The organism is Nocardioides sp. WS12, assembly GCF_014108865.1.
In the GTDB taxonomy this organism is placed as follows: domain Bacteria; phylum Actinomycetota; class Actinomycetes; order Propionibacteriales; family Nocardioidaceae; genus Nocardioides.
Genome location: NZ_CP053928.1, coordinates 2,005,159 through 2,017,730 on the forward strand (window position 1 = coordinate 2,005,159; position 12,572 = coordinate 2,017,730).

General features: G+C 69.7%; 13 protein-coding genes and 1 tRNA gene. 12 read left to right on the forward strand and 2 right to left on the reverse strand.

The features are described from left to right. Positions 1–14 precede the first annotated feature (14 nt). From HRC28_RS09685 to HRC28_RS09740, 12 genes are all read left to right on the forward strand, one after another. A complete protein-coding gene (locus tag HRC28_RS09685) occupies positions 15–704 on the forward strand; it encodes an energy-coupling factor ABC transporter permease (RefSeq protein ID WP_182379892.1) in 690 nt (229 codons plus the stop codon). Continuing rightward, positions 701–1,015: a PDGLE domain-containing protein gene (locus tag HRC28_RS09690; protein WP_182379893.1), complete on the forward strand. Its 315-nt coding sequence runs from the start codon at positions 701–703 to the stop codon at positions 1,013–1,015. Before HRC28_RS09685 ends, HRC28_RS09690 begins: the two co-directional genes overlap by 4 nt. Positions 1,016–1,019: 4 nt before the next feature. After that, positions 1,020–1,715 carry a cobalt ECF transporter T component CbiQ gene (cbiQ, locus tag HRC28_RS09695; protein ID WP_182379894.1) on the forward strand — a complete coding sequence of 232 codons (696 nt, stop codon included), beginning with the start codon at positions 1,020–1,022 and terminating at the stop codon, positions 1,713–1,715. Continuing rightward, the gene (locus tag HRC28_RS09700) at positions 1,712–2,482 is read left to right on the forward strand and encodes an ABC transporter ATP-binding protein (RefSeq protein WP_182379895.1); all 771 of its coding nucleotides are present in this window, start codon (positions 1,712–1,714) and stop codon (positions 2,480–2,482) included. The genes cbiQ and HRC28_RS09700 overlap by 4 nt, the downstream gene beginning before the upstream one ends. Further along, positions 2,479–2,727, forward strand: a complete 249-nt coding sequence (locus HRC28_RS09705; RefSeq protein ID WP_182379896.1) for a DUF3618 domain-containing protein — start codon at positions 2,479–2,481, stop codon at positions 2,725–2,727. The genes HRC28_RS09700 and HRC28_RS09705 overlap by 4 nt, the downstream gene beginning before the upstream one ends. Before the next feature lie 37 nt (positions 2,728–2,764). Next, positions 2,765–3,064 carry a co-chaperone GroES gene (locus tag HRC28_RS09710; RefSeq protein WP_182380553.1) on the forward strand — a complete coding sequence of 100 codons (300 nt, stop codon included), beginning with the start codon at positions 2,765–2,767 and terminating at the stop codon, positions 3,062–3,064. A gap of 46 nt (positions 3,065–3,110) precedes the next feature. Next, complete coding sequence (locus HRC28_RS09715; RefSeq protein WP_237111772.1) at positions 3,111–5,528, forward strand: penicillin acylase family protein; 2,418 nt, start codon at positions 3,111–3,113, stop codon at positions 5,526–5,528. A gap of 23 nt (positions 5,529–5,551) precedes the next feature. Beyond that, entirely contained in the window at positions 5,552–6,331 is a 780-nt protein-coding gene (locus HRC28_RS09720; protein ID WP_182379897.1) for a crotonase/enoyl-CoA hydratase family protein, read from the forward strand. Between the two features lie 57 nt (positions 6,332–6,388). Next, positions 6,389–7,297 (forward strand): WYL domain-containing protein, encoded by a 909-nt coding sequence (locus HRC28_RS09725; protein WP_182379898.1) that lies wholly within the window; start codon positions 6,389–6,391, stop codon positions 7,295–7,297. Beyond that, positions 7,294–8,271, forward strand: coding sequence for a WYL domain-containing protein (locus HRC28_RS09730; protein WP_182379899.1), 978 nt, complete (start codon positions 7,294–7,296; stop codon positions 8,269–8,271). Before HRC28_RS09725 ends, HRC28_RS09730 begins: the two co-directional genes overlap by 4 nt. Positions 8,272–8,428: 157 nt before the next feature. Beyond that, complete coding sequence (locus HRC28_RS09735) at positions 8,429–10,309, forward strand: endonuclease/exonuclease/phosphatase family protein (RefSeq protein WP_182379900.1); 1,881 nt, start codon at positions 8,429–8,431, stop codon at positions 10,307–10,309. A 73-nt stretch (positions 10,310–10,382) separates the two neighbouring features. Next, positions 10,383–10,751, forward strand: a complete 369-nt coding sequence (locus tag HRC28_RS09740) for a hypothetical protein (RefSeq protein ID WP_237111846.1) — start codon at positions 10,383–10,385, stop codon at positions 10,749–10,751. A gap of 18 nt (positions 10,752–10,769) precedes the next feature. Here the strand turns inward: HRC28_RS09740 and HRC28_RS09745 are convergent. Continuing rightward, positions 10,770–10,845, reverse strand: a tRNA-Lys gene (locus tag HRC28_RS09745). Positions 10,846–10,974: 129 nt separating this feature from the next. Continuing rightward, positions 10,975–12,528 (reverse strand): NAD(P)/FAD-dependent oxidoreductase, encoded by a 1,554-nt coding sequence (locus HRC28_RS09750; protein ID WP_182379902.1) that lies wholly within the window; start codon positions 12,526–12,528, stop codon positions 10,975–10,977. Positions 12,529–12,572 lie beyond the last annotated feature (44 nt).

Here is a 12,572-nt window from a genome sequence, read left to right on the forward strand (position 1 = left end):
TGAGGAGCACAGGCATGCACGTACCCGACGGCTTCTTCGACGCACCGACCTCGGTCGTGACCGGCGTCGTCGCCGCTGCCGGCGTGGGCGTGGCCCTGCGCAAGGCCCGGGCCGAACTCGACGACCGCACGGCGCCGATGGCAGGCCTCGTGGCCGCCTTCGTCTTCGCCGGCCAGATGATCAACTTCCCCGTCGGCGCCGGCACCAGCGGCCACCTGCTCGGCGGAGCCCTCGCTGCCGTCCTCGTCGGACCGTGGACCGGGGCGCTCTGCATCAGCGTCGTCCTCCTCGTCCAGGCCCTCTTCATGGCCGATGGGGGACTGACGGCGCTCGGCACCAACATCACGCTGATGGCCATCGTCGGCGCCTTCGTCGGGTACGGCGTCTTCCGCCTCGTGCTCGCGGTGCTCCCCAAGAAGGTCGGCTCCGTGCCGGTCGCTGCGGGCATCGGTGCGTTCGTCTCGGTCCCTGCCGCGGCGGCTGTCTTCACGCTGCTCTTCGCGATCGGGGGTACCGCCGACGTCGCGACCGGCAAGGTGCTGGCCGCCATGGTCGGCTGGCACGTGATCATCGGCATCGGTGAGGCGATCGTGACCGGCCTGGTCGTCAGCGCCGTGATCACCTCCCGGCCCGACCTGGTCCACGGAGCCCGCGGTCTCGCCTCGATCCGACGTCCGCTGCTCACCGAGGAGGTGTCCGCATGAGGACCCGCTCGTTCCTGCTCGCGGGGCTCCTCGTTGCGCTCGTCATCGCCGGCGTCGGCAGCTACTACGCCAGTAGCCACCCCGATGGCCTCGAGTACGTCGCCGGCAAGACCGGGTTCCTCGACTCGGCCGATGAGCCGGTCGACACCGGCAGCCCTTTCGCCGACTACGGTACGAAGGGTGTCGACGACTCGCGCCTGAGCGGCGGCATCGCCGGGGTGGCAGGCGTCCTGCTCACCCTGGTGATCGGTGGCGGCCTGTTCCGGGTCCTGCGGCGCCGCGATGAGCCGGCCATGGCCGACGCGGGCTGACCCGATGGGCGCAGGGCACGGTCACCGACTGCACTTCCACGGGCACTCCGTGATCCATCGCGCACCTGCGCACCTCAAGATCCTCCTGCTGCTGGGCTTCGTGCTCACCGTGGTCGCCACGCCGCGTGAGTGGTACCCCGTCTTCGGTGGCTACCTGGCGCTGCTCGTCGCCGTCATCGTCGTCTCGCGCGTGCCCTTCCGTTACCTGCTGCCGCGGATGGTGCTCGAGGTGCCCTTCCTCGTGTTCGCGGCCCTGATCCCGTTCGTCGCCGAGGGGCCGCGGGTCGTCGTACCGCTGGTGGGTGGGCTGGACGTGTCGCTGTCCGAGTCGGGACTGGTGGCTGCCTGGGGGCTGGCCGTCAAGGGCACGCTCGGCGTCCTCGCCTCGCTGACCCTGGCCGCCACCACCGAACCGACCGAGGTCCTGCGCGGCCTGCAACGACTGCGGATGCCGGACCTGCTGGTGCAGATCATGGCCTTCATGGTGCGGTACCTCGATGTCGTGGCCGGCGACCTCGGGAGGATGATCACCGCCATGAAGTCCCGCGGTGTCGACCCCCGCTCGCCGCGTCACTGGCCGGCACTCGCCCGGACCCTCGGCGCGCTGTTCGTGCGCTCCTACGAGCGCGGTGAGCGCGTGCACCTCGCCATGCTTTCCCGTGGGTACGACGGCCGCCTCCCGGAGAGCAGCGCCCGATGACGCCCGTGCTGGATGTCCGCGGCCTCGCCTTCGCCTACCCCGACGGCCATCAGGCCCTGTTCGGTGTCGACCTCCACGTCCACCAGGGCGAGCGGGTGGCGCTGCTCGGCCCCAACGGTGCGGGCAAGACCACGCTCGTCCTGCACCTCAACGGGATCCTGTCCGGCGAGTCCGGGCACGGTGAGGGCAGTGTCGCCGTCAGCGGGCTGCCGGTCACGAAGAAGAACCTGCTCGAGATCCGGCGCCGGGTCGGCATCGTGTTCCAGGACCCCGACGACCAGTTGTTCATGGGCTCGGTGCGCGCCGACGTCGCGTTCGGACCGGCCAACCTGGGGCTCAAGGGCGCGGCGCTCGACAAGCGCGTGATGGACGCGCTGGAGCAGGTCGGCATGGCGCAGTACGCCGACCGTCCTCCCCACCACCTGTCCTTCGGCCAGCGCCGCCGGGTCGCCGTCGCCACGGTGCTCGCGATGGAGCCCGAGATCCTGGTCCTCGATGAACCCAGCTCCAACCTGGATCCCGCGTCCCGCCGCGAACTGGCCGACATCCTGCGCGGCCTGGACGTGACGCTGCTGATGGTCACCCACGACCTGCCCTACGCACTCGAACTGTGCCCCCGAGCCGTCGTGCTCAGTGCGGGCAAGGTCGTGGCCGACGGGACGACGTACGACGTGTTGACCGACGACGCCCTCATGCGTGCCCACCGGTTGGAACTCCCTTGGGGCTTCGACCCACGGACGATCTCGATTGATAGCCTGCCCGGGTGAGCAACCAGCCTTCTGACATCGAGCGTGAAATCGAAGAGGCGCGCGAGCGCCTCGCGGGCACGATCGACCTGCTCCTCCACCGTTCGCACCCGAAGACGATCGTGAGTCGCGAGGTCGCGCAGGCGAAGGCGTTCTTCGTCGACGCCGAGACGGGCGAGCCGCGGACGGACAACATCTTGAAGACCGTGGGTGGCGTGGTCGGCGTGATCGCCGTTTTCGCCATCCTGCGCAAGATCACCCGCTAGAACCGCCGTCCTCGTGTCCGACAAGACGCCCATCAAGATGCTGCACGACCGCATCCTGTGCGAACTCGACACCGAGGCTGGCGAACGCCGTTCCTCCGGCGGGATCGTCATTCCGGCCACGGCCGCGATGGGTGCCCGCCGGTTGGCCTGGTCGCGTGTCGTTGCTGTCGGTCCGCACTGCCGCACCGTCGTGTCCGGCGACAAGGTCCTCTACGACCCGGAGGACAAGGCCGAGGTCGAGGTTTCCGGTGACGTCTACGTCGTGATGCGCGAGCGCGACATCCACGCCGTTGCTGCCGAGAGGCTCGGCGACGAGGCCGCGGGCCTCTACCTCTGACGACCGTGTGACGTAACTCACTCCCGCAGGCCCCCGTTACACCTACGTGCGTTCCCCCCGCTTGTTCAGCGTCCTTGCCGCCTGCCTCGTCGTCCCGGCCCTCGCGGCCGGTACCGCTGAGGTCGGTCGCGCCGCGCCGGACGGGGTGGCTGCGCCGTCGTACAACGCGACGGTGAAGATCACCGAACACGGGATCCCGCACATCTCAGCGAGCGACTGGGGGTCACTGGGATACGGGAGTGGGTACGCCACGGCGCGGTCCTCGATCTGCAATCTGGCAGACACCGTGCTGACCGGCCGTGGCCAGCGGTCGAAGTACCTCGGCGGTAGCGGTCGCTACCTCGACGGCGTCTCGCTCGACGCCTCGAACCTGCAGGTCGACGCGTTCGTCACCGACCTGCACAACCGCAAGGTCGTCGAGACACTGCTGGCCTCGCCGGCGGGCCCGAGCGCGCGGGCCCGGGCGATGGTGACGGGCTACACGGCGGGCATCAACCGCTGGCTGCGCGACAACGAGATCACGGACCCGGCGTGCAAGGACGCCACCTGGATCCAGCCGAACGCCACCGAGATCGACCTCTGGTACGGCGTCTACATGGCGAACCTGATCGCGTCGTCGGGGGTGTTCCTCAAGGAGATCGTCGAGGCGGACCCGCCGACCCTGCAGGATCCGGGCCTGCCGGACCTCGGCATCGATCTGCCGCTGCCGACCACCAAGGAGGAGGTTGCGGCCTACGCCGCGAAGGTCGACAAGACGGCGCTCCTCGCATCGCTCGGGCAGGACAGCGACTTCGGCTCCAACGCGACGGCCATCGGCGGCGACGCGAGCTCCACGGGGCGCGGCATGTTGCTCGGCAACCCGCACTTCCCGTGGGTCGGTCGCTACAAGTTCACGCAGCAGCACCTGACGATTCCGGGGCAGTACGACGTCGCGGGCGCCTCGTTGATCGGCTCGCCGGTGATCAACATCGGCTGGAACAAGGACGTGGCCTGGAGCCACACCGTCTCGACGGCCTTCCGGTTCACTCCCTACGAGTTCTTCACGGTCGGCCCCGGCCCGCTCTACCTCAGCGCCCAGGGCCTGCTGAAGAAGGCCGAGCGCCGCTACGTCGACATCGAGGTCAAGCAGCCCAACGGCTCGACCACCACGGTCCGTGAGGACCTGTGGCGCGTGCCGCAGGGCTACGTCATCGACAGCCCGTCGCAGTTCATGGGCTGGTCGCCGCTCAGCTTCTGGGCGATCCGCGACGCCAACGCCGAGCACCTGCGCACCATCGACTCGTTCCTGGCGATGGGCGAAGCCACCAGCAGCCGTGACCTCCTCGCACGCCAGGACGCCGGCGGCGGCATCCCGTGGGTCAACACCACGGCGGCCGACCGCGGGGGAGAGGTCCTGTACGCCGACCACAGCGTGGTCCCGCACGTCACGAACGTGATGGCCACGACCTGCATGACGCCGGTCGGCCTCCTGCTCAAGACCGTCGCAGGACTGCCCGGTCTCAACGGGCTGCTCGCCGACGGCCTCTGCAAGTGGGGCACCGACGCGGACGCCCAGCGGCCCGGGATCCTCGGGCCCGCGAAGCTGCCCGCCGTCGTACGACGGGACTGGGTGATGAACGCGAACGACTCGTACTGGACGCCCAACGACAAGGTGCGGCTCGAGGGCTACGCCTCGATCATCGGGTGCGAGAAGTGTGAGCGGACGATGCGGACCCGGATGGTTCAGCAGTACGTCATTGACCGACTGAAGGTGGGCAAGGAGACGCCCGAGACCCTGCGGGGCCACGAGTACGAGAACCGGGTGCGTGCCGCCGAAGTGATGCGTGAAGGCGGCAAGCTCGACGACGTCTGTGCCGGGACTGGAGAGACACAGGCCTGTGCCGTGCTGCACGCGTGGGACGGCCGCTCCGACATCGGTTCGGTCGGCACGCACCTCTTCGAGGCCTTCGTGGAACGCGCCCCGACCGGCACGACCCTGTGGTCGGTGCCGTTCGACGCGAAGGACCCGCTGAACACGCCGCGCGGGCTGCGCACCGGTCCCGAGGTCGTGAAGGCGATGCAGGCAGCGATCGACGCCGTCCGTGCGGCAGGCGTTTCCTTCGACGCGACGTGGGGCTCGCTCCAGGTCGCCGGCGACCGTGGTGCACCCGCCTACCCGCTCGGCGGCGGCAACGGCGACCTGGCGGGCAATGCCAACGCCGTGGCGTCGCGGAACCCGGCGGCGAACAAGGACCGCTACAAGCCGATCAGCTACGGCTCCTCGCACATCCAGGCCGTCGCCTACCTGGCCGACGGTTCGGTCGACGCGCGCACGATCCTGACCTACGGCCAGGACGAGGACCCCGCCTCACCGTGGTCGACCGACCAGACCTTGCTCTATTCGCAGGAGAAGTGGGTTCGGTTCGCGTGGACGCCGGCGCAGATCACCGCCGACCTCGTGGGGACGATCAACCTGTCCGAATAGGCTCCAGCGAATAGGCTCCGGCCATGACGGTGGAAGTCGAGAAGCGCGGTCCGGTCACGCTGGTCACCCTGTCCCGGCCCGAGGTCCGCAACGCGGTCGACGCCGAGCACGCCCGCCTGCTGACCGAGGCCTTCGAGGAGTTCGACGCGGACGCGGACGCCTCCGTCGCTGTCCTGTACGGCGCCGGTGGGGTCTTCTGCGCGGGCGCGGACCTGAAGGCGGTGAGCCGCGGTGACGTCGTGGTCGGTGCGCCGGGCGACGGACCCGACGCCGGGCCGGCCGGCATGGGGCCGACGCGGATGCTGCTCACCAAGCCGGTGATCGCCGCGGTCGACGGCTACGCCGTTGCCGGTGGCCTCGAACTGGCCCTCTGGTGCGACCTGCGGGTGATGGACCCGGAAGCCGCGTTCGGGGTGTTCTGCCGTCGCTGGGGCGTCCCCCTGATCGACGGTGGCACCTTCCGGTTGCCACGGCTGATCGGGCACTCCCACGCGCTCGACCTGATCCTCACCGGCCGTGAAGTCGGTGCCGAGGAGGCGTTGCGGATGGGGCTCGCCAACCGGGTCGCCGCACCCGGAGCCGTGCTCGACGAAGCGCTGGCCCTGGCCACCCAGATCGCAGCCTTCCCGCAGACCTGCCTGCGCGAGGACCGCCTGTCGTCGTACGAAACTGAAGGACTGGGGATCGACGACGCGCTGGCAGTCGAGTGGAAACACGGACTCAGGTCGCTCGCCGCAGATACTCTCGACGGCGCGTCGCGTTTTGCCGGGGGAGCCGGACGGCACGGCAGCTTCGACGAGTAGCGAATTTTCGGGAGGAACGACGTGGTCAAGGGTCCAGGACGAGACCAGCGGGCACCGATGGAGCGGCTCGTCAGGATCGCGGCGATGCTCCAGGCGCACCCCGAACAGGGCGTGCCCGGCGACACGTTGAGCAAGGTTGCCGGGTTCGACGGCGGCGCCGATGCCGGGACCCAGCTCAAGCGGGAGATCCGCCACCTGGAGCGACAGGGCTGGCAGATCGAGAACATCGCGCCGGCCGGAGCGACGGCGGTCTACCGGCTGACCACGGTCGACAACCGGTTGCGGGTGCGGCTCTCCCCGGGGCAGCAGGCGGCCCTGCGTCGTGCAGTGCTGCTCGCGGACCGGGTGGACCTGGTCCAGCGGCTCGGCCTCCCGGACGAGTCGCTGTCCTCGGAGACCAAGGGCGCACCGGCCGCCATCACGGCCGCGGCCCCGGACGCGCTGAGCCTCGTGGTCGACGCGGTACGCGACCACCAGGTCCTGCGTTTCGGCTACAAGGGCACGCCCCGCGTCGTGCACCCCGAGTCGGTCCGTAACCAGGGCAGCACCTGGTACGTCCGTGGCGTCGAGGCCGCCGACCTCGACGACCCGGTCCTGAAGGTCTTCGTCGTCTCCCGGATGGTCGACGCCGACGCGGACGCGCCCGGCACCGCGCAACCGGTGCCGACGGTCCGGCACCCCGGACTCCATCCGATGTCGTGGGAGATCGACCCGCCCGTCGACGTGACCCTGGAGGCGCCTGCCCACTTCGATCCCGACGTCCGTCGCTGGCTGGGCGAGCCGTTGTCGGTCGAGCCGAGCGAGGGCGAGAGGGTCCGGATGGTCTACCGCGTGACCCACCGTGCCGCGCTCCGCACGCGGTTGTTCGAGCTCGGCGAGCGCGTCCGCGTGGTCGGTCCGGACGATGTCCGTGCCGAGGTGATCGCCGCCCTCGACGCGGCCCGTGGAGAGACGGTCCCGGCATGAGTGTCGCGCCGAAGTACGTCACCCGCATCGCCCGTCTGCCCGAGGTCTTCGAGCGGCTGACCAGGCACCCCGAGGGCATCGCGCTCGAGACCCTGGCTGCCGAGTTCGACGCCCCCGTGGCCGAGCTCCGCGAGGACCTGCTGGCGTTCTACACCGCCGACCTCGGTGGCGAGTGGCTCCTGTCGCGCCCCGACGTGCTCGAGTTCATCGGCCCCGACGGCGACACCGAGGACCCCGGCACCGCGGGCATCGTGCGGATGGTTTCCGAAGGCCCCGCCGACCTCGGGGTGGAGTACGTCGACGCCGGCGAACTCGGCCTCGTCTACACCGCCGCCCAGGCCCTGCTCGACATCGAGCCCGACAACGCCGAACTCGGCGAGGCCATCGACGTCCTCGCGGAGACGATGTTCGGCGAAGCGTCGGGTGTACCCGACGTGCGGGCGTGGAACCGCCTCCTGCCGGCCCTGCAGAAGGCGCAGCGCGCGCAGAAGGCCGTCCGCATCGTCTACTCCCGTGCCTGGGACCACGGGGTCACCGACCGGGAGATCGAGCCCTACCGGCTCGTGCAGACCCGGCGCGGCTGGGAGGTCGACGCCGGCCCGGCCGACGAGAACGGTCAGCTGCGGACCTTCCTGATCTCCAACATCCGCTCCGTGGAACCGCTGGAGCGTGGCTTCGAGTTGCCCGAGGACCTCACCGCCCGCCTCGACGAGAAGCGCGCGACGACCACCGTCCAGATGGTGCTCCCGCAGAGCGCCCGCTGGGCGGCGGACTTCTACGCCGAGAAGGTCACCAACGTGTCCGACGACGAGGAGTCCGTGGTCCTCGACCTCGAGCTGCTCCCGCCGCTCGACCGTCGCGTCGGCATGCTGCTCCTGGCGGCCGGACCGGACGCGTTCGTGATGAGTCCTCGCGAACTCGAGACCGCGGGCGTCGTACTCGCTGAGGAACTGCTGTTCCACCACTCGTCGTAGCCAACCCGGGGGACCCGTAGTCCTCAGGTCTGGTACCGGTGAGACCGATGGGGCTGACGCATCGCACTGTCTGACGTAGCATCAACTGTCACACAGACCACGTCATCCTCACCCGCACCATCGATCGTCCTCGGGTGCGGGGAGAAAAGGAAGCGTCATGGAACTGCGCCGCCGAGCTGCCCTCGGATTCGTTGCCGTCGCGGTGACCACTGCTCTGGGAGCAGCCGCTCTCACCGCGGTGCAGTCGTCGACGCCAGATCGCGAAGCCGAAGTGGTCGCGGCGCCGGAGGTTTCCGCTGCCCTGCCCAACGCCACCGCCTCGGCCCGTTTCCAGGTCGCCTCGTTCAACATCCTCGGCTCGGGTCACACCGACGGCGCGAACCCGCGCAAGGGGTACGCCAAGTCTCCGATCCGACTCCAGCGCGCGCTCCAGGTCCTGACGAACAACGGCATCGACGTCGTCGGCTTCCAGGAGATGCACGGATCCCAGCAGGACCTGTGGGAGAAGATCGCGTCGCCCACCTGGCTCACCTATCCGCTCAACACCATGTCGGACTCCTCGGGCCACAACTCGATCAGCTGGCGCAACAACACCTTCATCGCCGTCGAGAAGCACACGTTCGGCGTGCCGTACTTCTACGGCAAGCTCATCCAGATGCCCTACGTGCTGCTCCAGCACCGGGCGAGCGGTGAGCGCGCGTGGTTCGTCAACGTCCACAACCCGGCCGACACCTTCGGCAACGCCGAGGGCTACCGCAATGCCGCGACCCGGACCGAGATCGCGCTGGTCAACAAGTTGCGCGCCGACAACCCGACGATCCCGGTCTTCCTCACCGGTGACATGAACGAACGCTCCGACTTCATCTGCCCGGTCATGAAGGGCACCGAGCTCGAGTCGGCTCAGCCCGGCGGCTACATCTCCGGATCGACCTGCACGGCGCCGCCGCGCTCCCAGATCGACTGGGTCACGGCGACTCCCGACGTGACGTTCTGGGGCTACCAGGCGCTGCGGGACACCTTGGTCAAGGCGACCACCGACCACCCGATCATCATCGCCAACGTCGACATCCCACCGCGGTGGGCGCGGTCGCGAGGCATCAAGCACGTCGTGGTGGTCTCGATCGAGGGCCTGCGCTCCGGCTTGATCGGGGCGGATGCGGCGGCTCCGCTGGTGCCGAACCTGCGCAGCATCCGGGCCAAGGGGGCCAGCACGCTCAATGCCCGAACGGCCTATGAACGAGTGACGCCGCTGCCGAACGCCTTCAGTCTGCTGACGGCGCGGCCGGTCCATGTCCCCTCGGGCGGGCACGGGATGGCCACGGCCACGGATCCGGGCACGACGCCTCACGCCGTCACGGGGCAGTACATGTCCAGTGTGTTCGACATGGTGCACAACCGCGGCCGCAGTACGGCGCTCTACTCGTCGGACCCCGCCGCGACGGCGCTCGACCGCGCCTGGAACGCCACCAACGGAGGTGGCGACAACTTCGGGCAGGACAACGGGCGCGACAAGATCACCCGCACCATCCGGACCACCGGCGACGGCCTGCTGGTGGCGCAGTTGCGCACCGACCTCAACGTCCGTCCGGCAGCGTTCTCCTACGTGCAACTGGCTGACCTCGGTCGGATCGGAGCCCGGTACGGCTTCTCCAGCACGCAGTACCAGCGGGCCGTGAAGACCGTCGATGCCCATGTCGGGCGGATCATCAACGCGGTCAAGGGGAACGCGGCGCTGGTCAAGAACACCCTCGTGATCGTGACCTCCGGTTCGGGCGGCGGTCCGGGCACCGAGGCGTCGCTGCTGCGCTACCAGGTCCCGATCCTCGTCTGGGGTTACGGCGTGCAAGCGGGCGGGGACCTCTATGCCATGAACCCGTTGGTGACCAACCCCGGCGCCGCCCGGGTTGCCTACACCGGCCCGCAACCGATCTTCACCGGCGCGATCGCGAACCTCGCGCTCGCGGTGCTCGGCATCGGGCAGTTGCCCCGGGGCCTCATCAACCGCGCGCAGAACCTCACCGTCTTCCCGCGGGGCTGACCGCGTCGTCCCGGGTACGGTTCCGGGTGTGAGCCTTGCGCAGACCACCGCCCGGATCGTGCTCGGTACGACGATGGCGGTCGCGGGTGTCACCCACCTGACGACCGCCCGTCAGGAGTTCCGCGCCCAGGTGCCGGACTGGTTCCCGATCGACAAGGACCTCGTCGTGCTCGCGTCGGGAGCGGTCGAGATCGGCCTCGGCGCGGCCTTCGTCGCCCTGCCGAAGCGACGCCGCCTGATCGGCGGACTCCTGGCCGCCTTCTTCGTGGCGATCTTCCCCGGCAACATCGCGCAGTACGTCGAAGGCAACGACGCGTTCGGCCTCGACACCGACCAGAAACGGCTCGCGCGACTGTTCTTCCAGCCCGTCCTGGTGCTCTGGGCACTGTGGGGCGGGGGGCTGCTGCGCAAGCGCCGTGAAACGCACGAAGGCCCGGTCTGAGGACCGGACCTTCGTGGTTGGTACACCTCCCCGGACTCGAACCGGGAACCCGCTGATTAAGAGTCAGCTGCTCTGCCAATTGAGCTAGAGGTGCATCTGATGAAGCAGGGTGAAGCAGGGCGAAACGCTACCAGCGAATCACTGGAGGCGTGAAATCGGGCCGGGTTTCGAGGCTCGCTGCGCTCGCACCTCAACCACCGGGCAGGCTCGCTGCGCTCGCACCTCAACCACCGAGGCTTTCCAGCACGGCCTGCGCGGCGTTGTGACCGCCGAGGCCGCTGACCGCGCCGCCGCGACGAGCGCCTGCGCCACACAGCAGCACGCCGTCGTACGACGTCTGGACACCCCAGCGCTCGCCCGGGGTCTCGAGGCGGGCCCGGTGCGGCGCCCACGGCCACTCGAGGTCGCCGTGGAAGATGTGGCCGCCGGGCATCGCGAGGTCGGCCTCGATGTCCTGCGGGATCTTCGCCTCGATGCAGGGCTGGCCGTCGGGTGTGCGCAGCACGACGGAGTCGATCGGCTCCTCGAGCACCGCGTCCAGTGACGCCAGGGCTCGTCGGACGGCTTCCTCGCGGGTGCCGACCGGGTCGGCGTCGAAGAGCGACGCGGGCGTGTGCAGGCCGAAGTAGGTCAGCGTGTGCGTGCCGGCCGGAACGTCGCCGAGGATCGAGGGATCGGTCAGCGAGTGGCAGTAGACCTCGCCCGGCAACGTGTCGGGGAGGGCGCCGCTGGCTGCCGCGGACCACGCGGCCTCGAGTTCGCCGTAGCCCTCGGCCAGGTGCAGCGTCCCGGAGAACGCGACCCGCGGATCCAGGCCGGAGCGCAGTCGCGGCAACCGCGAGAGCAGGAAGTTGATCTTGAGTTGGGCGCCCTCGGGCTTGGCCGCAGGATCGGCCTCTTCGCCGAGGAGGCCGCCGAGCACCCAGGGGGCGACATTGGCGAGCACCTGGCCGGTCTCGACGACGTGGTCGGCGATGCCGTCGTGCCAGGTCACTTCACCGGACCGGATCGAGCGGACCTCGGCCCCCGTCACGATGGTCGCGCCGGCCTCGATCGCGGCCCGGGCGAGGGCATCGGTCACCGCGCCCATCCCGCCGACAGGCACCCGCCACTCACCGGTGCCGTTGCCGATCAGGTGGTACAGAAAACAGCGGTTCTGCACGAGGCTCGGGTCGTGCACGGATGCGAACGTCCCGATCAGCGCATCCGTCGCCACGACGCCGCGCACGAGGTCGTCGGTGAACCGGCGTTCGATCGCCCGCCCGATCGGCTCCTCGACGAGGTCGCGCCAGATGTCGGGATCGACGGCGCTGCGCAGGGCGGCGTCCGTCACGAGCGGTTGCGTCAGGGTGGGGGCCACCGCCCCCGCCAGCACCGCCACGCCCTCGTAGAAGGCCCGCCAGGCGTCGTACTCGGCCTCATCGCCGGTGAGTGCCCGGAAGGAGTCCCGCGTCGCTGTGCCCTCGTTGCGTTCGACGAGGAGTCCGGTGGCCCGGCCGCCCCGTTCGATCGGTGAGTACGACGCCGTCTGTCGGCTGACGAGCTGCAGGTCGAGGCCGAGGTCGGTGGCGATCTGCTCGGGCAGCAGGGAGACCAGGTAGGAGTAGCGGGACAGCCGCGTCGGGTAGCCGGGAAAGGCCTGCGCGGAGATCGCCGCGCCTCCGACGTGGCCGAGTCGTTCGAGCACCAGGACTGAAAGTCCGGCACGGGCCAGGTAGGCGGCCGAGGTGAGGCCGTTGTGGCCGGCACCGACGACGACGACGTCGTAGCGGGACATGCCTCGACCCTATGCGGAATATGTCGGCCGGGCTTATGGTTGAC

Excerpts from the sequence above, each read along its gene's own strand:
- HRC28_RS09685 (WP_182379892.1), top strand. The coding sequence starts at position 15 with ATGCACGTACCCGACGGCTTCTTCGACGCACCGACCTCGGTCGTGACC.
- HRC28_RS09690 (WP_182379893.1), top strand. The coding sequence starts at position 701 with ATGAGGACCCGCTCGTTCCTGCTCGCGGGGCTCCTCGTTGCGCTCGTC.
- cbiQ (WP_182379894.1), top strand. The coding sequence starts at position 1,020 with ATGGGCGCAGGGCACGGTCACCGACTGCACTTCCACGGGCACTCCGTG.
- HRC28_RS09700 (WP_182379895.1), top strand. The coding sequence starts at position 1,712 with ATGACGCCCGTGCTGGATGTCCGCGGCCTCGCCTTCGCCTACCCCGAC.
- HRC28_RS09710 (WP_182380553.1), top strand. The coding sequence starts at position 2,765 with ATGCTGCACGACCGCATCCTGTGCGAACTCGACACCGAGGCTGGCGAA.
- HRC28_RS09720 (WP_182379897.1), top strand. The coding sequence starts at position 5,552 with ATGACGGTGGAAGTCGAGAAGCGCGGTCCGGTCACGCTGGTCACCCTG.
- HRC28_RS09725 (WP_182379898.1), top strand. The coding sequence starts at position 6,389 with ATGGAGCGGCTCGTCAGGATCGCGGCGATGCTCCAGGCGCACCCCGAA.
- HRC28_RS09730 (WP_182379899.1), top strand. The coding sequence starts at position 7,294 with ATGAGTGTCGCGCCGAAGTACGTCACCCGCATCGCCCGTCTGCCCGAG.
- HRC28_RS09735 (WP_182379900.1), top strand. The coding sequence starts at position 8,429 with ATGGAACTGCGCCGCCGAGCTGCCCTCGGATTCGTTGCCGTCGCGGTG.
- HRC28_RS09740 (WP_237111846.1), top strand. The coding sequence starts at position 10,383 with ATGGCGGTCGCGGGTGTCACCCACCTGACGACCGCCCGTCAGGAGTTC.
- HRC28_RS09750 (WP_182379902.1), bottom strand. The coding sequence starts at position 12,528 with ATGTCCCGCTACGACGTCGTCGTCGTCGGTGCCGGCCACAACGGCCTC.